A 25493-nucleotide genomic window follows, 5' to 3' on the forward strand; every position below is an offset into this window, starting at 1 on the left:
TCCCGTAGCGGCTTAGGGTTCCACCGGCACGGGTGCCAGCAGCGCAGCCATCAGGTGCGGCGCGAAGTCCTCTTCGAGTTCCAGGACCACCTGGCAGTGGGCACCGGCCTGCTCCGGGAATCCGAGGTGCACACCACGCAGGTCGCAGAGGGTCTGCCCGCGGCCCGGGCCGTCGCCGGCGTCGACCTCCACATGGACCACCGGCGCGATGCGCAGGGCGACGGCGTCCACGGCCACCGCGGCAGCGAGGGGATCGTGCATCGCCGAGCAGGCGCGGCCGAAGATGCCCTCGTAGAAGCGGTAGTAGTAGCCCAGCATCTCACCCAGGGCACGGGCCAGCGGGCTGTCCGAGGCGAGCAGTTCGAGCCGGTGTTCCTCTTCCAGCACGTTGCTCATGGTCACGTCCAGCGGCACCAGCTTGATGTTCCACGGGGCGGCGAGGACCTCGCGGGCCGCCTCGGGATCGTTGCCGATGTTGGCTTCGGCCACCGGGCTGATGTTCCCCGGAACCATGGCGGCGCCGCCCATGATGGTGACCTCGGCGACCAGTTCGGGTAGCCGCGGTTCCAGGCGCAGGGCCTCGGCGATGTTGGTCAGCGGGCCGATGGCCAGCACGCGCAGTTCGCCTGGGTTTTCGTAGGCCAGGCGGACCAGCATTTCAGCGGCGGTTTCGGCCAGCGGCGCGGCGTCCGACTTGGGCAGCGCCACCCCGCCGATGCCGTTGGCGCCGTGCACGTGGGGAGCACCGCCGTCGAACGCCCGGGCCTGGAAGTCATGCGCCCCCACCGCCACCGGGATCTCCGGCCGGCCGGCCAGGCGCAGGAGGTCAAGCGTATTCACGGCGCCGGTGGCGGAGGCCACGTTCCCGCTGACGCTGCCGATGCCGAGCAGCCGGGCCTCCGGCGCGGCCAGCAGGTAGGCCAGCGCCAGGGCGTCGTCGATTCCGGTGTCGCAGTCCAGGTAGAAGGGCAGCATGTCTGGGTATCGCTTTCTGTTGTGAGGTGCGGGCTTAGGCGGAGGCGTCGGGGGCGGGGACCAGGAGGCTGACCAGCAGGGCCGCGGCGGTGATGCCCACCGAAATCCAGAGCGCGACGCCGTAGCCGCCCTGGGTGCCGAGCCCGGCGAACGGTGCCACGAGGACGACGCCGAGGCTCGCCCCGGTGCCGAAGGAGGCCCCGTTGATGCCGGGCAGGGAACCCGGGGCTTCCTTGGGCGAGAGGAGCACGGAGAGTCCGTTGATGGCGGTGAGGAAGAAGCCGTTGTAGAAGATGCCGAGGGCGGCGACGGCGGCCAGGACTGCCCACTCGTTTCCGGCGAAGAGGGCGGCTGCCACGGCGCAGGCCAGGCTCAGTGCGGTGCCGATGCGCAGCGTCCTGATCCAGCCCATCCGGCCCGTCAGCCAGCCGGCCAGGGGCGCGGCGAAAACGCCGATGAGGGCGGCCGGGGTGAGGAAGAGCAAGGCCGAAAGGGAGGCGCTGAAGCCGAAGCCGTTCTTGCCGTCCTGGCTGAGCAGCACCACGGTGAAGTTCATGATCGCGAAGATGCCGGCGAGGGTAAGCACGGTGGTGGCGATGACGGTCCAGACCTGGCGGGAGCGCAGGTGGTGCACGGCGATCAAGGGCGAGCTGCGGCGCTTTTCCGCCGCGCAGAAGGCGATGAACGCGGCCACGGTCCCGGCCAGCAGGGCGAGCGCGGGGACGGACGTCCAGCCCGCGGAGGAGCCGGTGCTGACGAAGTAGCTCAGGCAGACCAGGAACGCCGAGAGGAGTGCCGCTCCCCACCAATCCATGCGGCCGCTGGCAGCTGCCGCACCGCCGGCGGGGACGAAGCGGATGATGCATACGGCGGCGACCGCGGCGAGGCCCAGGACCACGAGGAAGATCGACTGGAAGCCGAAGGCCTCGGTCATCAGCCCGCCCGCGTAGCCGTCGAACCCTGCGATTCCGCCGTTGACCGCGGCGATGATGCCCACGGAGGTCCCGAAGGAGCGGGCATCGAGGTTTTCCCGGAGCACGATGTAGGCGAGCGCGAAAATGGCGCTGGAAACGCCCTGGAGGAAGCGGCCCACGACCAGCAGCGGAAGGCTGGGAGCGAGCAGGCACAGCACGGTGCCCACGGCCATGACCCCGAGCACCAGCAGGAGTGCGCGGCGGCGGCCGATGAAGTCGCTCCAGCGGCCCATGATGGGGCCGGAGATGGCGCCGGCCAGGAAGAACATGGACTGCACCTGGGCCACCGCTCCGGCGTCGGCGCCGAAATGCGCGCCGATCTGCGGCAGCGCCGGGGTGACCATGCTGGCGTTGAGCTGGAACGACAGCACACCCAGCAGGAGCGTGGTGATGAGGACGGCGGCCTTGGGGCGGCGGCCGGCGGGCTGCGCGTCGGCGGGGCCGTGTTGGGCGTCGGCGGCAGGCGCGTTGGCGGCAGGCGCGTTGGCGGGTGAGGAAATCACAACAAACTCCCTTGTTCGTCGGGCAGTGTTTCTGGGTCGGGGTTTCTCGGGTTGGGGTTTCTCGGGTTGGGGTTTCTCGGGTCGGGGTTTCTCGGGTCGGGGTTTCTCGGGTCGGGGATGACGGAACCCTCGGTGGATTCGAGTTGTTATACAAGCACGTATTACGAGCAAGTACAACATTTAAGTGTGAAAATGACTACACTGTCCCCCATGACTTCTTCGATCCGGCCTGTGCCGAACCGCCGCGCCCTCACCGTGCTCGGCAGCATCAACCTTGACCTCATCGCCACCGCGGAGCGCCTCCCCACGGCAGGGGAAACCATCGGCGGCGGGGCATTGAGCAGGCAGCCGGGCGGCAAAGGCGCCAACCAGGCCGCCGCTGCAGCCCGCCTCGACGGCTCCGCCCGGATGATCGGCGCCGTCGGCGACGACGACGCCGGCCGCGAAATGATCGAGGCGCTCACCGCCGCGGGCGTGGACGTGGCCGACGTCGCGCACCGCAGCACGCCCACCGGAACCGCACTGATCGTCGTCGACAGCGCCGGCGAGAACCAGATCGTCGTGTGCCCGGGCGCCAACGGCGAGGTGTCCCTGGACGGCGTTGCCTTCGCCGAAGACGAGATCCTTCTTTGCCAACTCGAGGTGGGCCTGAACGTCGTCATCGAGGCCTCCCGCAGGCACCCCGGCTTCTTCGCCCTCAACGCCGCCCCGGCACAGCCCCTGCCGGCGGAACTGGTGCAGCGCTGCGACCTGGTGATCGTCAACGAAACCGAATACGAGCTCATCCCGGAACTGGCGCAGGCCCGCTTGGTGGCCGTGACCTACGGGAAGGACGGCTCGGCCCTGTTCCGGGACGGCAAGGAGGTGGCCCGCGCCGCCGGCCGCCGCACCGCGGTGGTCAACACGATCGGGGCGGGAGACGCCTTCTGCGCCGCCTTTGTGCTGGGCCTGCGCAACGGCCTCAGCGACGAGCAGGCGCTCGCGGCCGCCAATGCGGTAGGGGCCGACGCCGTGGGGCAGCACTCCTCGCAGCCGGAGCTCGGCCGCCTGGATTCCTACGTCGGGGCTGCGTCCGCGTGACGGTGGCTGATACAGGCACCGCCCTCCGCATCCGGAAGGCCGAGGCAGGCGACTTCGCCGAGATCCGGCGCATCACGCTCGCGGCCTACCTCGACGCCGGTCACCTCACCGAAGGCCACCCCTACCTGGCCATCCTGGGCGACGTGGAACAGCGGGCCAGGCACGCCGAGCTGTGGATCGCCGAATCCGGCGGCCGGGCCGTGGGCTCGGTGATGCTCACCCATCCGGGCCGGAAATACACCGAGGTTGCGCTCGACGGCGAGATCGAGTTCCGCATGCTGGCCGTGGACCCGGCCGCGCAAGGACTGGGCGTGGGACGGGAGATCGTCCGGCGGATCCTGGACCACGCCCGTTCGCTGGACGGCGTGGACGCCGTGGCGATCACCAGCGGCGCCTGGATGACGCCGGCACACCGGCTCTACGGATCGCTGGGTTTCGTGCGGGTTCCGGAGCGGGACTGGAGTTTCGACGGCGGCCCGAAGGACCTCTGGGTCTTCCGCCACGTGCTGTGAGGCGGCCTCAGCCCTCCACATACCGGTTCCGGCCGGCGCGGTAGCCGAACACCGCCGCCAGCGCACCGACCACCAGGAACAGGATGCCCGCCGCCGCGAAGCCACCCGTGGCCTGATGCAGTTGGCCCACCAGCAGGGTGCCGGTAGAACCCAGTCCGTAGCCGAGCCCCTGCATCATGCCCGACAGGTGCGCCGCCGTGTGCGCTTCCCTGGTGCGCAGCATGATCATGGTCAGGGCCACCGCGGTGAGGCTGCCCTGGCCCAGGCCCAGCAATCCGGTCCACAGCCACGCGAGCTCCACGGGGCCGAAGATGCTCAGCGCAAAGCCGCCGCCGGTCATCAGGGCCACCACTACGTTGATGGCGCGCTGGTCCGTGAACCGCGCGGCCAGGCCCGGGGCGAACAGCGAACCAAGCATCTGAAGCGCAATCGAAACGGACACGATCAGCCCGGCCGTGCCGCCGTCGATCCCCCGCTCGCGCAGGATCGGCGCCAGCCAGGCGAACACGCTGAAGGACATCATGGCCTGCAGCACCATGAAGACCGTCACCTGCCAGGCGACGGCGGAACGCCACACGTTCACGCCCTGCACCTGCAGCTGGTGCCGGACGGCGGGCTGGCGGAGCGCCAGCGGCAGGAACAGCAACAGCACGACGGCGGCCGGCAGCGCCCAGAACCAGAGCGCCGCAGTCCAGTGGCCGGCTGCCCGGAACACCGGATAGGTGAAGCCGGCACCGAGCGCAGCGGAGGCGCAGATCGCCGTCGTATACAAACCGCCCATGAGTCCCAGGCGGTGGGCGAAGTCGCGCTTCACCACGCCCGGCAGGAGGACATTGCACAGGGCGATCGCAGCACCGCAGGCGGCAGTTCCGGCCAGCAGCGCGGGCAGGTGGCCGGCAACCGGGAAGTCGACAGGACGCAGCAGGAGTCCAAGAGTCAGTACGGCCATGGCACCCAGCAGCACCCGCTCGGCACCGAAACGCCGGGCCAGCACCGGAGCCAACGGCGCGAACACGCCCAGCAGGGTCACCGGCACCGTGGTGAGCACCACCACCGACCAGCCCGGCAGGCCGGCGTCGGCGGTGATTTCCGGAAGCACCACGGAAAAACTGGAGAACACCGTGCGCAGGTTGAAGCCGATCAGCACCAGGCAGATGCCCAGGTACACGAGGCCCTTCTTGGTGGAGACCCTTGTGGGTCCGGCCGCGGGGACCTCGTCGATTTCGGCATCGACCAGCAGTTCGGGGTTCTCGGGGGCGTTCGGTGTCACGCTCCGAAATTTACACGCCGCCGCCATATCGCCGTTCATTTCCCAGGCCTAAAGTTGTGCCAGCAACACAGGTCTCACCACCCGCAGCTGATCACCAGCGGCGGCCCTCCGTTCAACGCCACCACCCAGGAACGCGCCAAAGATGCCGCGCCCCCGGGGAAGGCCCTCTGCGATCCGTCATGTCGCCGGACTAGTGCGGATGACCCTGCGGGATCCCACTGTGAAGTCCCGGTGTCAGTGTGAGAAGTTTGCTGAGATCTCGGCGAGGGTGCGGCCCTTCGTCTCAGGTGCGAGCCATTGCGAGAGGACTGCGCCGAGTAATGCGACGGCGGCGGCTACGACCATGCTTGGACCCATGCCGATGTTGCTGATCGCCCATGGCAGGGCGAAGGTGCCGAGTGCGGCTCCGATGCGGCTGAAGGCCGCGGCGAAGCCCATGCCGATGCCGCGCAGGTGGCCGGGGAATACCTCGGCCGGATAGACCTGGGTCATCGTGGTGTAGCCGGCATTGAAGAAGGAGAAGGCGAGAAACAGGCCGAGCACGAGGATCGCTGGTGCGTCCGCCCAGACTCCGATGATCAGCAGGATGCCTGCGCAGAGCCACTGCCCGGGCACGGTGAGGATTCGGCGGCCGAGCTTGTCAATCAGAAGCACGGTGGTGACAACACCCGCGGCCGCAAGTGCGGACAGGCCGACTCCACCGGCCCAGCCGCCGCCGAAGCCGAATTGGTTGAGCACCTCGTCGGCGAAGGTCGCGATCGCGAAGTACGGAGTGACCGCGCAGAACCAAAAACCTGAGGTGAAGAGGGTGGTGCGCCAGTACTGCCTTGAGAACAGCATTCCGAAGGAGGCACTCTTGATTTTGGTCCTACTCTTTGCGGCTTCGGCTTCCTGGATCATCCTCAGATCGATCTCTTCGGTGATGCTGTTGTGCATCTGGGGCGATTCGACGTATCTGCGTGCGATCGCGAGTGCTTCCTCACGCCGTCCCTTCGTAATGAGCCAGCTCGGCGATTCGGGGAGGCCGATTCGAGCGACGAACAGGATGAGCGCCAGTATCGTGCTCGTGCCGATGACGATGCGCCATGGTGCTCCGGCGTCGTGCAGGAGGGTGCCGATGATGAACGCCATCATGAAACCGACGTACCAGGCGATCAGAGTCAGGCCGAGCAGCCGCCCGCGGAGCTTGGGAGGGGAGAACTCCGACAGCAATGGCCCGCCGATTGAGTACTCGCCGCCGATCGCGACGCCCATGAAGAACCGGATGATGGCCAGCTGGATCACGGCCCCGTCTCCGGAGGTTACGAAGAACTGGGCCGCTGAGGCGAGCAGGAACAGGCCCATGTCCACGAGGAACATGGGTTTGCGTCCGAACTTGTCGGTAGCCCAGCCGGCCAGCGGGGAGCCGACGAAGATACCCACCAGTGGGCCGGCAGCGATCATGCCCAGGGACAGAGCGTCCAGCTGGAGGTCCGACCGCATGAGTCCGGTGACGGGGCCGATGATTCCGAGGATGTAGCCGTCGAGGAACATGCCCCCGATGAACACGGCGACGAGCCGTACCATGAAGCGGCGTTTGAACTTGGAGCTGGTCTCTTTTGATATGGCGGTGTCGACGGAGGCCGTCGTACTTGTCGGTTGGATCATGGAGATTTGTTCCCTTCTGGTTTCAGCGCAAACCGCTGACGGCACCCGAGCGCCGTTTCCTAGACGCACTGACAGCCGCAGCCCTTGGCGACCGGTGGACGATGCCGGCTGGCTCGATGCCAGCCGGTGTGGCCGCGCAGGACTCGCGAGATGATTTCGGCGTCGTCATGCATCACTGCTCTTCGAGATGGCTACGGCAAGGCCCTGGTTTCCAGCACCCTAGCGCCGGCCCCTCGAGATGAAACCCTCGAGTCGGGATCGGCAAATGTGATATATGACTCATATATCAGAACCCTAAGGGTGTGATCCGCCCCGGTCAAGAGTTGATATGTTAATTGGTTGTAGCCGGCAACTCACCGGAGTCTGTCTGAACCGGCACAGGTTCCGTTCCTAGGCCCGAAGAGTAGTTGAGCCGCACGGCCACAGACCTACACCGTTCTGATACTTGTGACTGCTAAAGGTTGGCGTCGCTGCATTTGCGCTGGTTGCTGGCAGCAGGCCAAGCCCCGCCCTCCTGCCGCCCCGCTATCCTGAAAGGGATGAGCACCCCCGATATTCCGCAGTCCCCGCTGCCCGCAGCGCAGTCCCCCATGCCGCGTCCCGTCACCCCCGGCAGCCAGGCCTCCTTCGGCACCTACGGCGGCCGTCCGGTCAGCTTCGTGCGCCGCGGAACGCGCCTGCAGGGCCGCAGGCAGCAGGCCTGGGACGAGCACGCGGACCGCTGGGTGCTGGACGTGCCGCGGCACGTGGCCAACACCTCCGTCCACCCGGATTACGTGTTCGACGCCGAGTCCGAGTTCGGGCGCAAGGCTCCCTTGGTGGTGGAAATCGGCTCAGGCCTGGGCGAGGCCGTCTGCCACGCCGCCGAAGAGAACCCGGACAAGGACTTCCTGGCCGTCGAGGTCTACACCCCGGGCCTGGCGAACACCCTGATCAAGATCGCCAGCCGGGGCTTGGACAACGTGCGCGTCGTGGAAGCCAACGCCCCCGAGGTCCTGGCCACCATGCTCCCGGCCGGCTCCGTCAGCGAAGTCTGGGTTTTCTTCCCGCGGACCCCTGGCACAAGTCCCGGCACCACAAGCGCCGCCTGATCCAGGCGGAGTTCGCCGCCCTCGTGGCCCGCGTCCTCGAGAAGGGCGGGCTGTGGCGGGTCGCCACCGACTGGTCCAACTACGCGGTCCATGTCCGGAACGTCGTCGCCGCTTCGGCGGACTTCGAGAACCTGCACGACGGCGAACGCTCCGGTCCCGAGAGCCCGCTCACCAAGGTGTGGGAATCCGGCGTCGAATCCGTGGTGGGCGGCGCGCCCGTCAAGGAGGGCCGCGCGCCGGTCAGCACCGAACACACCGGCCCGAACGAAGGCGTGGACCATGTGGGCGGCTGGGCCCCGCGCTTCGACGGCCGCATCCGCACCAGCTTCGAGAACAAGGCCCACGAAGCCGGCCGGATGATCTTCGACCTCTGCTACCGCAAGGTCTGAGCGGCACAAACATTGGGGGAACAAATGAGCCAGCCGGTACCTACCTACATTCCGCAGCGGCCGCCGTCGGACACCCGTGGTCTGGCTGCAGGCATGACAAGCATCATCTGCGCGTTGCTGGGGCCGGTGGTGGTTCTTGTGACTGCCCTTGCATTTATCGCCTGGGGCCCATTCGGGCACCGGATTCCATATGAGGTATTCGTAACGGTGGCCCGGCTGCTGGAACTGCTCGCAATCGGCTACGGGGTGCTGGCCATCCTGCGGGCCGGGCGCATGAGCGCCGGGCGCATCACGGGAATCACCGGAGTGGCCATTGCGGGCCTGGCCGTTGCCTCATGGGGCCTCCTACACCTCATCCAGCATGGTGCAGGCTGATGCCCCAGGTGCGCGCGGAGCGCTTCATCCGGCTCGACCCCGAAACCGCCTTCGCCATGTCCCAGACCACCGGGGCATTCCGCCTGAAATGGGACCCCTTCATTTCCGGTCAGTCCTTCGTGGATGGCGCCACCGCGGCCGGCAAGGGCGTCCGCACCCGCACGGTGTCCCGCATGGGCCTGCGCATGGTGAGCGAATACGTCTCCTACGCCCCGCCGAAGAACGTGGGCATGACCATGGTTTCCGGGCCGTGGTTCTTCGAGAACTTCGGCGGCGGCTGGCGCTTCACCCCCGACGACGGCGGCACCCGCGCCGTCTGGAAGTACACCTTTTCCTGCCGCCCGGCTTTCCTGAAGCCGCTTGCCGAGCGGATCGGCGGCTGGCTGCTGGGGCGGGAAATCGAACGGCGGATCGAGGCGTTCGCAAAGGCCTGCGAGGACCCCGAACTGCTCGCCGAGTTCCGGGAGAACGCGGGCAAGCAGGGTTACTAACACCGAGTTCGCCGGAACAGTGCCGAGTCGCTGGAACGTTCCGGCGACCCCGCAGGGCTCCGGCGAATCAGCTGAGACAGTTCGCATTCAAGCCTTTGATCGGCCACCGTGCTTTGCCCGGGCTGCCCCCGGCCGGTACCCTGTGAACGTGCCGCCCCGTGGCGGCACGCGCTTATGATCTGCGGCGGGAGAGTCCTGCCGGTACATCCACCAGGCGCCGTAGGAGCAAACCCTCCCCGGGAATCTCTCAGGCCCATGTACCGCCGCGGCAAGGCACCTCTGGAAAGCAGCCCGGCTGGACCCACAGTCCGGGCTCACCGACGGGGCAAGCGCCTCCTGCAGCTGCGGGAGCGCGGAATCTCTCAGGTCCAATACAGAGCGGGGAGGAACCCACCTCGTCGTGGCGCCCCGCGCCACCTGGATCCTGGAGCTCCCCATGAGCGTGCACCTGAACAACCCTGCACCTGAAGGCCGTAAGTTGCTGCGTGTTGAGCAGCGCAACAAAGCGGTACCGGTCGAACGCAAGCCCGAGTGGATCAAGGCCAAGGTCCAGATGGGGCCCGAGTTCGTGGGCCTGAAGAACCTCGTGAAGCAGGAAGGCCTGCACACCGTCTGCGAGGAAGCCGGCTGCCCGAACATCTTCGAGTGCTGGGAAGACCGGGAAGCGACCTTCCTGATCGGCGGCTCCGAATGCACCCGCCGCTGCGATTTCTGCCAGATCGACACCGGCAAGCCCTCCCCCCTGGACCGGCTCGAACCCACCAAGGTCGCCCGCTCCGTCCAGTCCATGAACCTGCGCTACGCCACCGTGACCGGCGTGGCCCGCGACGACCTGGCGGACGAGGGCGTCTGGCTCTACGCCGAAACCGTGCGCAAGATCCACGAACTGAACCCCGGCACCGGCGTCGAGCTCCTCATCCCGGACTTCTCCGGCAACCCCGAGCACATCGCCGCGATCTGCGACTCGGCCCCTGAGGTGTTCGCGCACAACGTCGAAACCGTGCCCCGGATCTTCAAGCGCATCCGCCCCGCGTTCCGCTACGAACGCTCCCTGGACGTCATCACCCAGGGCCGCAACCACGGCATGGTCACCAAGTCCAACCTCATCCTGGGCATGGGCGAAACCCGGGCCGAGATCTCCGAGGCCCTGAAGGACCTGCACGAGGCCGGCTGCGACCTGGTCACCATCACCCAATACCTGCGCCCCCTCCGAACGGCACCTGCCCGTGGACCGCTGGGTCAAGCCCCAGGAATTCGTGGACCTGGCCGACGAAGCCGAAGAGATCGGCTTCCTCGGCGTCATGTCCGGACCCCTGGTCCGCTCCTCCTACCGGGCCGGCCGGCTCTGGGCCACCGCGATGCGCAAGAAAGGCCGCGACATCCCCGCGCACTTCGACCACGCCGCCCACATCGCCGAAGGCATCCAGGACTCCGGCACCACCCGCCAGGAAGCCCGAACCCTCCTCACCGCGGGTGCAACAAAAGCGGGTCCGAGCAAAGCAACCGGCGCGTGAGGCGGATACAGATGTTTCCCACCAGAATCGAAATCATCCCGTCTGCGGGCATCGCCGAGAAGCTCGTGGCCGCCGTACCGACGTCCACGACCCTGACCATCACCTGCCTGCCGCACCACGGCATCGCCCGCACCATGCGGTCGGCGCTCGAACTCCGGGAGCTGGGCTACGACGTCGTTCCCCATCTCGCGGCGCGGGCGCTGGAAAGCCGCGAGCAGCTGGCCGGGATCGTCCGCGACTGCGAAGCGGCGGGGATCACGGAAGTCTTCACGATCGGCGGCGACGCCCAGCAGCCGGCGGGACCGTATGCGTCCTCCCGCCCGCTGCTTGAGGACATCGCAGAACGTTCCGGCGGCAGGATCGCGGCCGGCGTCGCTGGCTACCCCGAGGGGCATCCCGCCGTCGGGAGCCTGGAACTGCTGGATGACCTGCTGGCGAAGCAGCACCTCGCTACCCGGATTGTCACGCAGATGTGCTTTTCCGCGCCGGAGATCCAGAACTACGCCGCACTGCTGCGCCGCGAAGGCGTCCACCTGCCGGTGTGGGCCGGGGTGGCCGGGGCCGTGCCGCGGGCCAAGCTGCTCTCCCTGGCAACCCAGATCGGCGTGGGCTCGTCCATGAAGTTCCTCGGCAAGCAGAAGACGCTGGCCCGCAAGCTGTTCCTAGGGGACCGCTACTCCCCCGAAAACCTCGTGGCGGATCTGGCCGGCCCGGCCGGGACCATCGCCGGCATCCACCTCTACAGCTTCAACAACGTGCAGTTGCCGGGGTGGATGGCCGGCGCGGCGTAACGCCAAGCGCAGGATCGCTAGCTTCCGCCCGCATTCTGGTCGTAGAGAGCTTCGGCGCTCAGCGGCTTCGTGGCGCGGTGCGGCAGAGCGAAGAATGGCATGAGCCACTGGACCAGTGGACCGATCAGGAACGCCTCGGCAATGGTTCCAATCCCGAGGGTTCCCCCGAGCAGCCAGCCTGCGCCAGCGACCGTGACTTCGATCAAGGTGCGGCACAGCCTGATCGACCAGCCGGTTCTCCGGGCAAGGCCTGTCATCAGGCCGTCGCGTGCCCCCGGGCCAAACGCGGCACCGAGATAACAAGCACTGGCCACGGCGAGCAGGAACAGCCCGCCGGCCAGGAAGACGATCTGCCAGAGAATCCCTTCCGCCTCAGGCAACAGCGGCATCGACAGGTCCACGAATGTACCGATGAGCACGGCGTTCGCCAAGGTCCCCCAGCCAGGACGGATTTTCAGCGGAATCCACAGAAGCAACACCAGGAAACTGACCCCGACGATGACAGCGCCAATGCTGATCCCCGTCAGCCTCCCGAGACCCTGGTGGAAGATGTCCCAAGGTGAAATACCGAGCCCGGCCTTGATCAGCACCGAGATGGAGAACCCATACAGCGCCAGGCCCGCGAACAATTGAACAATCCTGCGAAGCATCATTACGCCAGCTTCGTCGAAAGTGGACCCGAAATATGTAGCCAGTTCCAAGTACTGGCTACCGGCGCCGGGCGCCGGAGAACAGCTTGCAGTAATTCTGAAGTGTCTGGCCGGTGCAGCGCCGGAAATGAGAGCGCAGTTTGGGCCCGGCCGGCAACCCGCTGCCGGGTCCTCCGTCATCATCGGCACGTTCCGCGAGGCGAAGCATCACGGCACCGAAACCGCAGCCACCGTCTTCCTTGCTTCGTCGCGCAGCTCCACACCGGAAATCCCGGCGAGCTGCACCGGCGTCGCGCCCGTGACCTTGATGCGCCCGCTCGGGGTCGCGGTCCAGCCGCAGGCGAGTTCCTCGCCGCCGTCGCGGTCCTTGACCCACAGGTACAGGGTGCCCTCGAGCGGCATGCTGCGGCCTTCGAGTTCGAGCTCGGTGCCCCACGTCTTCTTCACCAGGCCCACGGTCAGCTGCATTCCGTTTTCGGCCTGCAGGGAGTAGCTGGCATCCGGTTTGGGCGGCGGGTTGAGCAGCCCGCCCACCACCGGTCCGGCCAGGACCCCGGCGGCGAGGCAGGCTGCGGCGACCCCCGCCACCAGTGCGGCGCGCCACCGCCGGGACTTCCGACGTCGGGCGGCAAGTTCCAGCAGCACGGGCGCACCGGCTTGCGGTTCGGCGCTGTCTGCAGGCCGCCGGCCGGCGGAAGCGGCGAGCGCGACGGCGTCAGGCACCGGAACGGCGTCGAGCAGCGCCGGCAGGCTCTCCAGCTCGGCGAGTTCGCTGCGGCAGGCGGCACAGCCGGCGAGGTGTTCCTCGAAGGCGAGCGCCTCGGCCGGTTCCAGCCCGCCCAGCAGGTAGGCGCCCAGGAGCGCATGCTCGTTCATCGTTGCACGCCCATTTCGTCCAGGATTGTGCGCAGGGCGCGCACGGCGTAGAAGGCCCGGGATTTCACGGTGCCGGCGGGAATGTTGAGCCGCAGGGCGGCCTCGTTGACCGTGAAGCGCTGGTAGTGCAGAGCCACCAGGACCTCCCGGTGTTCCCGGCTGAGCCGCAGCAGGGCCTCTTCCATGAGGACACGGTTGAGCAGTTCGTCCACCCGTTCGCTGCTCTCGGCGAGTTCCAGGGCGTCCGGGCCGGTTTCCGCCGGGCGGCGGCGGGCCTTGCGGTAGTTATCGATGATGACGTTCCGGGCGGTGCGGAACAGGTAGCTGCGCAGGCTTCCGGTGATCTGCGGCGCGTGCTGCCAGACCCGCAGCACCGTTTCCTGCACGACGTCGTCCGCCAGGTTTTCGTTGCTGGTGCAGCTGAGCACGAAGCGGCGCAGCGCGGTGCCGTGGTCGCGGTAGATCGCGGCCACCACGTCCTCGTCGCTCATGTTGCCGTCCAACGGCATCGCTGCCTCCTGGTTCTTTTCCCGGCTGCCTTCGCTGTTACGACGCCTGCCCGCCCGAAAAGGTTCAGTTCCCCGTGAACCATTCAACACCTGCGGGCGTCGTACCGGGTGAGCGTCCGGCCGGTCCAGGCCGGCCCGACGAAGGAGCGAACCCATGAAACGCCTGCACCCGATCAGCGGACTCGGCGCACTGGCCCCCGTGGCTGCACTGGTCCTCGCGGTTACCCTGAGCGGCTGCGGCGGCAGCCCCGGCAGCTCGCCCACCAGCACCTCGCCCACGAACGCTGCTCCGGCCTCGAGCGCACCGGCCTCCAGCGCACCGGCCTCGAGCGCGCCCGCCTCGAGCGCGCCCGCCGCCGGGCCGGAGCTGAAAACCGCCAGCTCCAGCGCGGGCAACATCGTGGTGGGCGCCAACGGCATGAGCGTCTACTTCTTCACCAAGGACGTGAAGGACTCCGGCAAGAGCGCCTGCGAAGGGGCCTGCGTGGCGCTCTGGCCTGCCGTGACCACCACCTCCGACAAGCCCGCGGTTGAGGGCGTGAGCGGAACCATCGGCACCATCCCGACGGCGGACGGCAAGAAGCAGGTGACCATCAACGGAATGCCGGTCTACTTCTTTGCGCAGGACACTGCCGCCGGCGAAGTGAAAGGCCAGGGCTACGGCAACGTCTGGTATCTGGTGAGCCCGTCCGGCGACATGATCAAGCAGGATTCGGGGATGGGGTACTGACCGGGCTTCGTTACGATCGGGGCATGGCCTCCGCACCTGATCTGAAGAACGCCGGCACCTGGCAGCTCATGCTTCTGGCGGGCGTCGGAGCGCACCGATTCGCGGGAGGGTTGCCGGGTCGCCGGAACGATCCAGCGACTCCGCAGCCTTTCCGCGACCCCGGGGTTTTCCACATAGCATCGATGGTCCCTGTCACTGGGCGGAGGACGCGCCAAGGCTTGGTAGATGACAAAACCGCAGCTTCCGGCACCCCCGGCCCTTCCTGAACTCCCCGCAACCGGATCCCTGTGGCGCACCGAACAACTGCACTCCGCGGGCTTGAATTCCCGGGCCATCGCGGTGCTGGTCCGCCACCACGAACTGGTCCGTCTGCGGTATGGCTGCTACATCCGCGCCACCCTGTGGGAAAGACAGAAGCCGTCCGTGCGGAGCAAGCAGCTGATACTGGCGCACGCCCACGGAACGCGGACGACGTCGGACGGCGCCTTCGTTTACAGCCACATTTCCGCCGCGCGCCTGCACGGCTTGTTCGTCTGGAATGCCGATAACGCAATCCACGTCCTTCTGCGCACTCGACCGTCGAGCGGCCGTCTGGGAAAGGATGTCCGCGGGCATACCCGGGCATTCACGGAGGCCGATGTCGTGGCCATCCGACGGCTCAGAGTCACCTCCTTGGAACGGACGGTGGTCGATTGCGCCTTGATGCTGGATTACCGGCGAAGCCTGATCATCATGGACAACGCTCTCGGACAGGGCGCAAACCCGGCTCTCATGCGGGCCATGGCAGATGGAATTCCAGGCAGGCGCGGCGTGAAGAATCTCCGCCGGGTCCTCGAAAACGCAGACCCACGCTCCGAATCGGCGGGCGAAACCCTGACCCGCGAACTCCTGCAGCGGCTGAAGATCCCTATGCCGGAAATCCAGTTCGAGGTCACTAGCAGGGCAGGGCGTCACCGGATGGATTTCGCGTGGAAAGCGAGGAAGATCGCACTCGAATTCGACGGAAAAACGAAGTACTTCGACTATGCGCCAACGGACGAAGTCCTCTACCAGGAACGCCAGCGGGAAAACGCCCTCACGGAAGAGGGTTGGATGTTTCTGCGGCTCAAGTGGCAGGACCTCTTCAACGAAGGAGAATTCAAAGACAGAATCCTGGCGGCGCTGCGCCGCAGGCCGGAGCCCCGTGCTTGCTAAGGCAGAGAGCCGTCGCGCTGCGGGGTCGCCGGAAAGCTGCAGGGTCGCCGGAACCTTCCAGCGACCCCGCAGGTCTCCCGCGACCCGGGGCCCGAGCCGTTGCAAAACCGGGCGGTTACGCCTCAGCGCCCTCGAGCTCGTCGTCGTCCTCGAACTCCACGGCCGCGATGATTTCCTTTGTCTCCGGGTGGATCATGAAGGCTTCGTCGTCTTCCTCGATCATGAGGTAGTCGCCGTGGTCGGTGCTGAAGTGCCAGGCGAGGGTCTTCCCGCCGTCGTGGATGTAGTTCGGATCGCCCAGGGTGATCTTTTCCAGGGCGTAGCCGGCCACATCGCAGAGTTCGCGGATGATGAGCTCGAACTCCGGCGCGTCGAGGAGCTCGGCTTCGGCAGCCTCGGCCCGGCGCTCCTCCAGGTCCGGTACCAGGGCGACGCGGGCGGCGATGTGGGCCTCGAGCTGCTCACGGTCGAGGTACAGCACGCCGTCCTGCCCGCGGAGCCAGGCCGCGTTGAGCTCGATGATGTCCTCGGTTTCCAGCAGGGCTTCGAACTCGCCGTCCAGCTCCTCCAGTGCCGTGACAGCCTCGGAAGGAACCTCGGATTCGTCCAGTTCGCCGTCCATGTACGCTTCGGCTTCCTCTTCGGACAGGGCGTCGAAGGCCTCGGCCGTGCGGTTGAAGAGGTCCAGGTGGGCCGTGGCGCCCATGCCCTCGAGGCCTTCGCGGACCAGGACGTCGACGTCCTCGCGCTCCGGAACCGTGAACACGTACTGGGCGAAGCCGCCGGACAGGGCCTGGGTCAGGTAGTAGTCCACGTAGTAGCTGCGCAGCGCGTTGGGGGCGATCTCGTCATGGTTGAGCAGTGCTTCGTACATCTCGTTGACCACGGTGACATTGGCGTCCACGACGTCCGCGGCGTTCGCGTCGATGCTGTCCTTGGTCAGGACTGTCGGGTACCCAGGGGTGGATTCGTTGCTGGTCATGGGATTCCTCACTGCTTGAGGCGGGTGGTGCTCCGGACGCTTTTCACGCTACGCGCGGGCCGCGCGGCACAAGCCGAGGACAAGATGAACGTCCGGCGAATATTGATGCACCGTTCCCCGGCGGTCAGGTCATTCCAGAAGAAACCCACAAGAGAAGGACGGCCGCCGGAAGAACCAGCACTGCGGTGACGAGGCCGGCCACGGCGAAGCCGCTCCAGCGAATGCTGACGTTGAGCGCCTGGAGGCGTTCGTGCCAGAGGAGTGTGGCGAGGGAAGCCCACGGAGAAATGAGTGGCCCCAGGTTCACCCCGGCAAGGAGCGCGGCCAAGCGCACGGGCGAACCGGCCACGGGTTCCAGCGCAAGATAGGCCGGCAGGTTATTTGCGGCGTTGGCAGCCAGCGCACCGGTCCCCGCGAGCTGCAGCAGCGCGGGCAGGCTTTCACCTCCGCCCGCGACACGGGCCAACAGCGCAGCCAGCCCGTTCGCGTGCAGGGCCTCCACCACCATGAAGAGGCCGACCGTCAGCATGAGTGGCCGCCACGGGATCATTGACCATTTCAGCGCGGACGGTCGTTTCCAGGCGAAGGCGACAAGCAGGAGAAAGGCCGCCACGAGCGCCGGGAACTGCACCGGGATCCCCGAGACAAGGGCAGGCAGCAGGAACAGCAGGATCACGGCGGATACCACCAGCAAGGGGCGGTCCACCACTTGGTGCCGGGGTTGCGGGCCGTAGCGTCCCCGCAATTGCCTGCGGAACGCAACACCGATGATCAGCAGCGGCACAACCACGCCAACGAGCGATGGAGCCCAGACCAGCCTTGCATACTCGAGGGGCGACATCGCCAGCCGGTTCTGGGCCAGAAGGTTGGTCAGGTTGGAGACAGGCAATATCAGGGACGCGGTGTTCGCCAGCCACACAGTGGTCAGCGCGAAAGGCAATGGCGGGATTCCGGCGTGCACGGCCAGCAGCACAACGAGCGGAGTCACCAGCACCGCCGTGGTGTCCAACGACAGGAAAATCGTCGACATTGCAGCGAGGGCGACGATCAAGAGCCACAGCAGCCACACCCGCCCACGGCCCAAGACAGCGATCCGGTCCGTTACCACCTGGAAGAGGCCCGCTTCGGAGACCAGTTCGGTCACCACGGTCATGGCCACCACGAACAGCAGGATCGGAACGGTCCGAACCGCCAGGGCCTGGAACCCCAGTCCCGACAGGAAGCCGGTAGCCAGGCAAACGACGCCCGCCAGCAGAATCCCCGACGGAAGGACGTAACTGCGCACTTTCGTCAACCATGTCCCAGCCATCACTGCCTCATCGTAGTGCCCGTGGCGGTGGACGTGCCCCGCTGCGGCCGTGCCCAAACATGGCGGCGAAGTTCGGCGGCGGCCCGGGCCGGGCCGGGCCAGTAGGATTCATAGATAGCCCCGAGCCGAAAGTAGCCCTCCCGAATGCCTTCCCACTCAGACGATTCCTGGGATCTGGCGATTCAAACTCCCGCCATCAACGACCGCTCCTTGGCGGCCGGCCTGGCGTACGCAATGGGCAGCCGGGTCAGCAACATCACCTTCGACGCCGGCACGGGCCTCATGCTCGGCAAGGTCCGGGGCAGCGGCGCCGCACCCTATTCGACCTCGGCCAAGCTGGTCCGCAAGCCGTCCGGCTGGAGCTGCACCGTGGGCGTCTGCAGCTGCCCGGTCCGCAAGGACTGCAAGCACGTGGCCGCCCTGCTGTTCGCGGCGGAGGACCACCCCACCGTGCGGGCGCAGCTGCTGAGCGTGCCCGCCCCCGGCCAGACCTCCCGGAGCACGGTCCCGCTGCAGCGCCCGGCCTGGGAACGCGCCCTGGACCGGCTCATTTCGGGCGGCGGAAACGCCGCCCAAGCAGGCCGCGGACTGCCGTTGGCCCTGCAGTTCGAGGTGGAGGAACCCGCCCCGCACTTCGCCTACACCGGCCGGCGGGACCCCATCCGCAGCATCCGCCAGCTCAAGGCCCGGCCCGTGATGATGGGCGCCAAGGGCAAGTGGATCAAGGGCGACGCCTCCTGGTCCAACCTGAACTACCTGGGCTACAAGCGCGAGTTCAACGAGGCCCACCTCCACTGGCTGCAGGAACTCCTGGCCGGCCATTCCAGCAGCGAGCACCGGAACTTCGGCTCCAACATGTGGCTGCTGCTCAACGACTATTCCGGCAAGAAGCTCTGGGACCTCTTCGCCGAGGCGAAGGACATCGGCCTCGAATTGCTGCACTCCGGCGGCACCGAGCCGGTCCGCATTGCCGCGGAGCCCGCCGTCGTCGGGCTCGACCTCAGCCGCCAGGCCGGCGTTACGGACAAAGCGCACGACGGCGGACTGGAGCTTGCGCCGTCCGTCACCGTCGGCGGGGACGCCATTGATCCGGCGTCGCTGGGGCTGATCGGGCGCCCGGCACACGGGCTGTTCTTCACCGGCGGCGCAGCGGAGGTACTCCCCGGGGTGCCCGAGCCCCAGAACCTCATCACCCTGGCACCCCTTGCCGGTGGCGAATCGCAGGAGTTGCTGGACTTCGTATCCGAGGCCACCCGGCTGCAGATCCCGGCTCAGGACGAGGAACGCTTCCTCACGGCGTTCTACCCGAAGCTGCGGCAGAGTGCGCGGCTGACAGCGAAGGACGAGTCGGTGGAGCTGCCCGTGCTCGCGGTCCCCACCTTGTCCCTGCTGGCCAACTACGGCGCGGACCACCGGGTACGGCTGCACTGGGAATGGCACTACACGGCCGGGAAACTCGTCACGGCGCAGCCGCTCTGGCGACACCCGGACGACCACGGCTACCGGGACGACGCCACCGAAGCCCGCATCCTGGAAAGCCTCGGCCGGCCGTGGGACGTGGTTGCTCCGCTTGGCGAGTCCTCCAGCGGCGGCTGGGGTGCGCCGCGCCTGGCCGCGGCCGTGGAACTGGATGGCCTGGACACCTTGGCCTTCACCGAAGAGGTGCTCCCCCGGCTGCGCGAGCTGCCCGACGTCGTGGTGGACACCAGCGGCGAGATCGCCGACTACCGCGAGGCCTCCGAGGCGCCCGTGGTGTCCATCTCCACCAAGGCCACGGACAGCCGCGACTGGTTCGACTTGGGCATCGTCATCACCCTCGAGGGCGAGCCGGTGTCCTTCGCCGCCGTGTTCTCCGCCCTGGCCGCCGGGCAAAGCCGCATGCTGCTGCCCAGCGGCGCCTACTTCTCCCTGGACCTGCCCGAGCTGCACCAGCTGCGCGCCCTGATCGACGAAGCCCGCGCCCTGCAGGAACACCCGCACAAGGACGGCACCCTCCAGATCAGCCGCTTCCAGGCGGGGCTGTGGGACGAGTTCGCGCAGTTGGGGATCGTGGATGAGCAGGCGGCCGCGTGGCGCGAGTCCGTGGGCGGACTGCTCGACGACGGTGTGACCGGACTGCCGCTGCCGGCCAGCCTTGACGCTGAGCTGCGTCCGTACCAGTTGGAGGGCTTCAACTGGCTGAGCTTCCTGTACAAGCACAGCCTGGGCGGCGTGCTCGCGGACGACATGGGCCTGGGCAAGACGGTGCAGGCGATCGCGCTGATCTGTGCTGCCAAGGAAAGTGCCGCCAAGGAGAGTGCCGGGTCGGCCGGCGCCGCCCCCTTCCTCGTCGTCGCCCCCACTTCGGTGGTGGGCAACTGGGCCGCGGAGGCACAGCGTTTCGCCCCCGGGCTGAGCGTGCGGACCATCACTGAAACCTTCGCGAAAAGCGGGGCGGCGCCGTCGGACGCGATGGCGGAGGCCGACGTCGTCATCACCTCCTATGCGCTGTTCCGGATCGACCAGGAGGCGTACGCCTCCCGCGAGTGGGCCGGGCTGATGCTGGACGAGGCGCAGTTCGTGAAGAACCACCAGTCCAAGGCGTACCAGTGCGCGCGGAAGTTGCCGGCGGCGTTCAAGCTGGCCATCACGGGTACGCCGCTGGAGAACAACCTCATGGAGTTCTGGGCGCTGACCTCGATCGTGGCACCGGGGCTCTTCTCCTCACCCAAGCGCTTCGCGGAGAACTACCAGAAGCCGGTGGAGAAGAACGGCGACTCGGCGCAGCTGGACAAGCTCCGCCGCCGGGTCCGCCCGCTCATGATGCGCCGCACCAAGGAACAGGTCATCAAGGACCTGCCGCCGAAGCAGGAACAGGTCCTTGAGGTGGTGCTCAATCCCCGGCACCACAAGGTGTACCAGACCCACCTGCAGCGGGAACGGCAGAAGATCCTGGGCCTGATCGACGACGTCAACAAGAACCGCTTCACCATCTTCCAGTCGCTCACCCTGCTGCGGCAGCTGAGCCTGGACGTTTCGCTGGTTGACGAGTCCCTGTCCGCCGTGCGTTCCTCCAAGTTGGACGTGCTGTTCGAGCAGCTTGAGGACATCATCGCCGAAGGACACCGGGCCCTCATCTTCAGCCAGTTCACCGGCTTCCTGGGCAAGGTCCGCGAACGGCTCGATGCCGAGGACGTGGAGTACTGCTATCTGGACGGCAGCACCCGCAACCGGGCCGACGTCGTGAGCGAGTTCAAGAACGGCACCGCACCGGTGTTCCTGATTTCCCTGAAGGCCGGCGGCTTCGGACTGAACCTCACGGAGGCGGACTACGTGTTCCTGCTGGACCCGTGGTGGAACCCGGCGTCCGAGGCACAGGCCGTGGACCGCACGCACCGGATCGGCCAGAAGCGGAACGTCATGGTGTACCGCCTCGTGGCCAAGGACACCATCGAAGAAAAGGTCATGGCGCTGAAGGCGAAGAAGTCGCAGCTGTTCGCCGACGTGATGGAAGGCGACGCCCTGGCCGGCGGCTCGCTCTCGGCCGAGGACCTGGCGGGGTTGTTCAGCGAGTAGCTGTTTGGGAGCAGGACGCAGAGGGCGCCCATCATCAGGATGATGGGCGCCCTCCGACATTCCGCCGACCGTCAGACCAGCACTTCGCCGTCCCGGGCGACGACGCGGCCTCCGGAGACCACGAGGCGCCGCTGCGGGCAGCGCACGAGCACGTCCGGCACGTTCTCGGCGTCGAGGAGGACAATGTCGGCGCGCGCACCGGCGACGATGTCGTGCTGCTCCCGTCCGACAAACGGTGCCCCGTGCTTCGTCGCGTACTCGACCGCGGTGGTGAGCTTGTCGTCGTGGCGGAACCCGTGCAGGCGCGCGAAGGCGAATGCCACGCGCAGCAGGTCCCCGTCTCCGAACGGCGACCACAGGTCGCGGATGCCGTCAGTGCCAAGGCCCAGCGGAACGCCACGCTCCCGCATCCGCTGCCAGGGCAGCGGCGCGGTGCCGCTCATCGCGACGGTGGTCCACGAGATGCCCGCCTCTGCGAGGCCCTCGATGATCTCCTCCTGCACACCCTGCTGCAGCGTGCCCATGGCGAAACCGTGCGAGATGTTCACCCTGCCCTGCAGGCCGGCGTCGATGGTGCGGCGGATCACCTGGCGGTACTCGTACGCGCCGAGCGAGCCGAAGTCGTGCAGGTGCAGGTCGAGTCCGACGCCCCGCTCGACGGCGATCTGGAACAGGCCGTCGAGCTGGCCCTCGACGTCGCCGTCGATCGTGCCCGGGTCGAGCCCTCCGATGCTGTCGGCCCCGGCCTGGGCGGCCTCGTCGAGCAGCCTCATCACGCCCGGCCGGCGCAGCACGCCGTCCTGCGGGAACGCCACCGTCTCGACCTGGATCGCACCGTCGAGCTCGGCGACGGCGGCCTGCACCGTCTCGAGGCCCTTCAGCCCGATGCCGAGGTCGACGTCGATGTGCGTGCGGGTCGCGGTGGTGCCGTGGCGGAGGAACTCGCGCAGCACTGCGGCGGCCGAGTTCGCGTTCGGGATGTCATAGTTCCCGCGCTGGGCGCGCTCGTTCGCGATCCAGCCCTCGACGGTCGGCTGGTCGGAGTAGGTGTACGACACCCACGGCTTGCCCCACCAGCTCTTGTCGACGTGGGCGTGTGTGTTGATGAACCCGGGAACGGCCAGCAGGCCGCCGCCGTCGATGTCTCCGGGTTCGAACACACCCGAGGCGGGTGCCACCTGCGTGATGACGCCACCGCTGATAGTGACATCCGCGGCCTCGGCGCCCCACGGGCGCACGTTCCTTACGGTGAGCTTGTCAGTCATTCTGTTCCTTCTTTCTTGGACTCAATGCGCTGGGACTCAATACACGCGGGACTCAGTGCACGCGGCGGAGGAAGGAGGCTGTGCGCTCGTGCCGCGGGTTGTCGAGCACCTCCCGCGCCGGGCCATCCTCGAGCACACGGCCCTGGTCCATGAAGACCACCCGGTCAGCGACCTCGCGGGCGAAGCCGATCTCGTGCGTGACGACGATCATCGTCATGCCCTCCTCGGCCACCTGACGCATGGTCTGCAGCACCTCGCCGACCAGCTCGGGGTCGAGCGCACTCGTCGGCTCGTCGAACATCATGAGCCGCGGTTCCATGGCGAGCGCCCTGGCGATCGCCACGCGCTGCTGCTGGCCGCCCGATAGCTGGCTCGGGTATGAGGCGTCCTTGTCGGCCAGGCCGACCTTGGCCAGCAGCTGCCGCGCATGCGCCACGGCCTCCTTGCGCGGGCGGCCCAGGACCCTAGTGGGTCCGTAGGTGACATTGTCGAGGGCCGTGATGTGGCCGAACAGGTTGAAGTGCTGGAACACCATGCCGATGTGCTGGCGGGCCTTGGCCACGCGGCGTTCGCTCTGCTCGAAGAGCTGGCCGCCGTGCAGCTCGTAGCCGACGCGCTCGCCGTTCACCTCGATGATGCCGCCGTCGACGGGGTCGAGGTGGTTGATGCATCGCAGCAGCGTGCTCTTGCCCGAGCCCGACGGCCCGAGGATGCAGACGATCTCGCCCGTCCGCACCTCGATGTCGACGCCCCGAAGCACATGGTTGTTCCCGAGCCACTTGTGTACGCCGTCGATGCGCAGCATCGTGTCGCTCGCGGGCCTTGCAGGGAGTACTTGCGTCACAGCGCACCTCCGGTAGTGGTCCGAATGGTCGTGGTCTTTGTCGCCGGGTCGCCCGGTGTGCGCCTGCGGGGCTTGCGTGACCCGGGCTGCGAGGCGTTGAAGCGACGTTCGAGGAAGTGCTGGCCGATACCGGCGATGGTCACCAGGATCAGGTACCAGAGCACCGCCACGATGAGCAGGGGCAGGATCTTGAAGTTCTGCCCGTAGATGAGCTGCACCCGTGTCAGCAGGTCGCTGCCGCCGATGACCGAGACGAGCGAGGTCGCCTTGAGCATGCCTATGAACTGGTTGCCGGTCGGCGGGATGATCACCCGGATCGATTGCGGCAGCACGATGCGTGCCAGCGCCTGGTTGCGGGTGAGGCCGATGCTCACGCCCGCGTCGGTCTGGCCCGCGGGCACCGAGATGATGCCGCCGCGGATGATCTCGGCCATGTAGCCCGACTCGGCGAGCGAGAGGGCGATGAGGCCGGCTGTGAAGCCCGAGATAAGGGTGTTCGTGTCCTGCCCGAGGATCCTGGGGAAGAGCACCGCGAGGTTGAACCAGAGCAGCACCTGCACGAGCATCGGCACGCCGCGGAAGAACCAGACATAGGCGCGGCCGATGACGCTCGCCACCTTGTTGTTGCTCTGGATCATCAGGGCGATGACGAAGGCGAGCACAATCGAGATCAGCATGGCGAAGATCGCCAGCTGGATCGTGACGCCGACGCCCTGCAGGACCACCTGGTTGAACATGTACTCCCAGGTGACGCCCCACTCCATGTTGGGGTTCTGCGCCTGGGACTGGATGGCGAGCGCGAGCAAGGCTATCGCGACGAAGCCGGTGACGATCTGACCGTACTTGGGGCGCCGTTTCGCGCGTACCGGCGCCTCCTGCACAGGCGGCTCGTCGCCGGGGAGGCGCACGTAATGCGCCGGCCCGGTCAAAGCCGGGGAGGACGAGGGGTTCAGCTCCGACATGATCACTTCTGCGCCAGGTTGATGCCGGGGGTCTTGAGGTCGATGACCTCAACATGCCACTTTTTCAGGACCTCGTCGTAGCTGCCGTCCTTCTGGATCTCCTTGAGGGCGGTGAGGAAGGCGTCGCGGAGCTTGGTCTGCGCCTTGTTGAAGGTCATGCCGAGGTAGACCTTCTCCTCGAAGTCGACGGGGAGCGACTCGAGCTTGTCGCCGGTCTCGCGCTGGATGACCGAGACCGCCATGTCAGGCCAGAAAATGGCGTCGATACGGCCCGAGGTGAGCGCGAGGTTCTTGTCGCTCGAGTTCGGGAAGGAGATGAGCTCGGTGGCGGGCTTGCCCTGGGCGACGCACGCCTTGGCCATCTGGTCGACGAGGCGGTTGGCGTCGGAGCCCTTCACGTCGCCGATCTTGGCGCCGCAGCCGCCGTCGACGGCGCTCGTGATGCCCTTGGGGTTGCCCTTCTGCACCATGAAGACGGTGCCGGCCCACTGGTAGTCGATGAAGTCGACCTGCTCCTGCCGCTTCTTGCGGTCGGTCATGCCGGCGATCGCCGCGTCGAACTTGCCGCTCTGCATGCCGATCAGGATCTGGTCGAAGGGCACCTTCTCCCACTTGACCGGGATGCCGAGCTTCTTGGCCATCGCCTCCATGAGGTCGACGTTGTAGCCTTGGATGCCGGTCGAGCCGGCGGGGGTGAAGTTGGCCGGCTCGAAGTCGGGCTGGGTGGCGACGGTCAGCACCCCCTTGTCTTTGACCTCCTGCGGCAGGAGGTCAAAGAGGGGCGCCTTCCCGTCGACTGCGGCGGGTTTAGCCGATCCCCCGGCGGCCGTGGCCGAGGAATCGGAGACGCCGCAGCCGGTGAAGGCGAGCACAGCGAGTCCGCCGGCCGCGAGGGTGGCCGCAGCGCGGCGTGCGAAGGTGATGCGGGAGAACGACATTGTTCTTGCCTTTCGGGGCGAGGTTCCGCGGGATGCGGAACGGGTTGGGGAGAAGGCGAGCGGGGTC

At 67.3% G+C, this 25493-nt stretch carries 21 protein-coding genes, 2 pseudogenes and 2 riboswitches; of the genes and pseudogenes, 10 read left to right on the plus strand and 13 right to left on the minus strand.

What is annotated here, in order from left to right:
- Positions 1–12 precede the first annotated feature (12 nt).
- A complete protein-coding gene (locus ACZ9CK_RS15660; RefSeq protein ID WP_476050410.1) occupies positions 13–975 on the minus strand; it encodes a nucleoside hydrolase in 963 nt (320 codons plus the stop codon).
- 34 nt (positions 976–1009) lie between these two features.
- Positions 1010–2452, minus strand: a complete 1443-nt coding sequence (locus tag ACZ9CK_RS15665; RefSeq protein ID WP_476050411.1) for an MFS transporter — start codon at positions 2450–2452, stop codon at positions 1010–1012.
- Positions 2453–2662: 210 nt separating this feature from the next.
- Here ACZ9CK_RS15665 and ACZ9CK_RS15670 point away from each other — a divergent pair, with 210 nt between their 5' ends.
- On the plus strand, positions 2663–3532 hold the full coding sequence (locus ACZ9CK_RS15670; RefSeq protein WP_426300038.1) for a ribokinase: 870 nt from the start codon (positions 2663–2665) through the stop codon (positions 3530–3532).
- Positions 3529–4044, plus strand: coding sequence for a GNAT family N-acetyltransferase (locus tag ACZ9CK_RS15675; protein ID WP_426300040.1), 516 nt, complete (start codon positions 3529–3531; stop codon positions 4042–4044). Before ACZ9CK_RS15670 ends, ACZ9CK_RS15675 begins: the two co-directional genes overlap by 4 nt.
- Before the next feature lie 7 nt (positions 4045–4051).
- On the opposite strand, the gene ACZ9CK_RS15680 is transcribed toward ACZ9CK_RS15675, so the two are convergent.
- Together ACZ9CK_RS15680 and ACZ9CK_RS15685 are read right to left on the minus strand one after the other, a co-directional pair.
- On the minus strand, positions 4052–5314 hold the full coding sequence (locus ACZ9CK_RS15680; protein WP_426300042.1) for an MFS transporter: 1263 nt from the start codon (positions 5312–5314) through the stop codon (positions 4052–4054).
- A gap of 234 nt (positions 5315–5548) precedes the next feature.
- Entirely contained in the window at positions 5549–6961 is a 1413-nt protein-coding gene (locus ACZ9CK_RS15685; protein ID WP_426300044.1) for an MFS transporter, read from the minus strand.
- Positions 6962–7500: 539 nt separating this feature from the next.
- On the opposite strand from ACZ9CK_RS15685, the pseudogene trmB reads away from it, so the two are divergent.
- From trmB to ACZ9CK_RS15710, 5 genes and pseudogenes are all read left to right on the plus strand, one after another.
- Positions 7501–8441 (plus strand): annotated as a pseudogene (gene trmB / locus ACZ9CK_RS15690) (tRNA (guanosine(46)-N7)-methyltransferase TrmB).
- Between the two features lie 24 nt (positions 8442–8465).
- Positions 8466–8816 carry a hypothetical protein gene (locus tag ACZ9CK_RS15695; RefSeq protein WP_476050412.1) on the plus strand — a complete coding sequence of 117 codons (351 nt, stop codon included), beginning with the start codon at positions 8466–8468 and terminating at the stop codon, positions 8814–8816.
- A complete protein-coding gene (locus ACZ9CK_RS15700) occupies positions 8816–9307 on the plus strand; it encodes a type II toxin-antitoxin system RatA family toxin (RefSeq protein ID WP_476050413.1) in 492 nt (163 codons plus the stop codon). The genes ACZ9CK_RS15695 and ACZ9CK_RS15700 overlap by 1 nt, the downstream gene beginning before the upstream one ends.
- Positions 9308–9482: 175 nt before the next feature.
- A riboswitch (glycine riboswitch) is annotated at positions 9483–9580 on the plus strand.
- Between the two features lies 1 nt (position 9581).
- Positions 9582–9694: riboswitch (glycine riboswitch) on the plus strand.
- Positions 9695–9743: 49 nt separating this feature from the next.
- Positions 9744–10821: pseudogene (gene lipA, locus ACZ9CK_RS15705) on the plus strand (lipoyl synthase).
- 134 nt (positions 10822–10955) lie between these two features.
- Positions 10956–11612, plus strand: coding sequence for a methylenetetrahydrofolate reductase (locus ACZ9CK_RS15710; RefSeq protein WP_476050915.1), 657 nt, complete (start codon positions 10956–10958; stop codon positions 11610–11612).
- Between the two features lie 17 nt (positions 11613–11629).
- Here the strand turns inward: ACZ9CK_RS15710 and yczE are convergent, their stop codons facing one another.
- The 3 genes from yczE to ACZ9CK_RS15725 form a co-directional block, all read right to left on the minus strand.
- Positions 11630–12265 (minus strand): membrane protein YczE, encoded by a 636-nt coding sequence (gene yczE / locus ACZ9CK_RS15715; protein WP_476050916.1) that lies wholly within the window; start codon positions 12263–12265, stop codon positions 11630–11632.
- A 204-nt stretch (positions 12266–12469) separates the two neighbouring features.
- Positions 12470–13138 carry an anti-sigma factor family protein gene (locus ACZ9CK_RS15720; protein ID WP_476050415.1) on the minus strand — a complete coding sequence of 223 codons (669 nt, stop codon included), beginning with the start codon at positions 13136–13138 and terminating at the stop codon, positions 12470–12472.
- Positions 13135–13647, minus strand: a complete 513-nt coding sequence (locus tag ACZ9CK_RS15725; RefSeq protein WP_476050417.1) for a sigma-70 family RNA polymerase sigma factor — start codon at positions 13645–13647, stop codon at positions 13135–13137. Before ACZ9CK_RS15725 ends, ACZ9CK_RS15720 begins: the two co-directional genes overlap by 4 nt.
- A gap of 154 nt (positions 13648–13801) precedes the next feature.
- Between ACZ9CK_RS15725 and ACZ9CK_RS15730 the strand changes: the two genes are divergently transcribed.
- Positions 13802–14377, plus strand: a complete 576-nt coding sequence (locus ACZ9CK_RS15730; RefSeq protein WP_476050418.1) for a COG4315 family predicted lipoprotein — start codon at positions 13802–13804, stop codon at positions 14375–14377.
- A gap of 225 nt (positions 14378–14602) precedes the next feature.
- Positions 14603–15571: a type IV toxin-antitoxin system AbiEi family antitoxin domain-containing protein gene (locus tag ACZ9CK_RS15735; protein ID WP_476050419.1), complete on the plus strand. Its 969-nt coding sequence runs from the start codon at positions 14603–14605 to the stop codon at positions 15569–15571.
- A gap of 115 nt (positions 15572–15686) precedes the next feature.
- Here the strand turns inward: ACZ9CK_RS15735 and ACZ9CK_RS15740 are convergent, their stop codons facing one another.
- Both ACZ9CK_RS15740 and ACZ9CK_RS15745 read right to left on the minus strand, forming a co-directional pair.
- Entirely contained in the window at positions 15687–16553 is an 867-nt protein-coding gene (locus ACZ9CK_RS15740) for a DMP19 family protein (RefSeq protein WP_476050421.1), read from the minus strand.
- 124 nt (positions 16554–16677) lie between these two features.
- A complete protein-coding gene (locus tag ACZ9CK_RS15745; RefSeq protein WP_426303521.1) occupies positions 16678–17862 on the minus strand; it encodes an ArsB/NhaD family transporter in 1185 nt (394 codons plus the stop codon).
- 144 nt (positions 17863–18006) lie between these two features.
- Here ACZ9CK_RS15745 and ACZ9CK_RS15750 point away from each other — a divergent pair, with 144 nt between their 5' ends.
- A complete protein-coding gene (locus tag ACZ9CK_RS15750) occupies positions 18007–21417 on the plus strand; it encodes a DEAD/DEAH box helicase (protein ID WP_476050422.1) in 3411 nt (1136 codons plus the stop codon).
- A 71-nt stretch (positions 21418–21488) separates the two neighbouring features.
- Here ACZ9CK_RS15750 and ACZ9CK_RS15755 read toward each other — a convergent pair whose 3' ends face one another.
- From ACZ9CK_RS15755 to ACZ9CK_RS15770, 4 genes are read right to left on the minus strand one after another with little or no spacing between them, the layout of a single operon-like run.
- On the minus strand, positions 21489–22682 hold the full coding sequence (locus ACZ9CK_RS15755; RefSeq protein ID WP_426300066.1) for an amidohydrolase: 1194 nt from the start codon (positions 22680–22682) through the stop codon (positions 21489–21491).
- A gap of 52 nt (positions 22683–22734) precedes the next feature.
- Positions 22735–23487, minus strand: a complete 753-nt coding sequence (locus ACZ9CK_RS15760; RefSeq protein ID WP_426303523.1) for an amino acid ABC transporter ATP-binding protein — start codon at positions 23485–23487, stop codon at positions 22735–22737.
- 35 nt (positions 23488–23522) lie between these two features.
- The gene (locus tag ACZ9CK_RS15765) at positions 23523–24488 is read right to left on the minus strand and encodes an amino acid ABC transporter permease (protein ID WP_426303525.1); all 966 of its coding nucleotides are present in this window, start codon (positions 24486–24488) and stop codon (positions 23523–23525) included.
- Positions 24489–24490: 2 nt separating this feature from the next.
- A complete protein-coding gene (locus ACZ9CK_RS15770) occupies positions 24491–25426 on the minus strand; it encodes an ABC transporter substrate-binding protein (protein ID WP_426300068.1) in 936 nt (311 codons plus the stop codon).
- Positions 25427–25493 lie beyond the last annotated feature (67 nt).

Source organism: Arthrobacter sp. TE26545 (assembly GCF_056279005.1).